The sequence below is a fragment of the Burkholderia sp. AW33-5 genome (genome assembly GCF_053427615.1).
This window is the reverse complement of record NZ_JBSAXA010000096.1, coordinates 1-541: the sequence shown is the minus strand read 5'-3', so window position 1 is coordinate 541 and position 541 is coordinate 1. Positions and strand designations below refer to the sequence as shown.

1 protein-coding gene is annotated in these 541 nt (G+C 57.9%); it reads right to left on the bottom strand.

The genetic code is table 11. The features are described 5' to 3' along the window. A partial coding sequence (locus ACV22V_RS32510) for a penicillin acylase family protein (RefSeq protein WP_448016833.1) occupies positions 1-446 on the bottom strand: 446 nt, incomplete at its 3' end. Between the last annotated feature and the right edge of the window lie 95 nt (positions 447-541).

Sequence of the window (541 nt, the reverse complement as noted above, 5' to 3'; positions counted from 1 at the left end):
TCTGCTGACCACTTTGCAGGCCAGTAGCCGACCTTGCGGAACTCATAAGGCAAGCGGTCCGGGTGCGCGGCAAGCCAGTCGATATACGCGTTCACGCCTGCAGCGAAGCGCGTGGCGACGGGTTTCGCGTCGGGGCCATAGCGTTTCCACTCCGTTGACATGTCGCCGCGATAGAGGAAGAGCCGCGTTGCTTTGTCCTGCTCGACATATGCAGAGCCAAATACTTCGGCTAACTGGCCAAGGCCGCGACGACGCCACAGGTCGATCTGAAACATGCGGTCGCGCGCCGCATTGAAGCCCTGCGCGAAGAACGCGTCATGCTCGTTTTCCGCGAAGATATGCGGCACGCCCCATTTGTCGATGAGGATATCGGTCGGATGAGTCAATCCCTCGACGGTGATCGTTTCTTCGGGAGCAGTATCGGCGCATGCATATTGTGACGGTATTGTACCAAGCGCTGCACACGCAAAAACGACTGCGAAAGTATGCCTTGCCTGCACCTGTTCCTCCGTATAGCTGCAACACAATGTGTCTCGTGGGT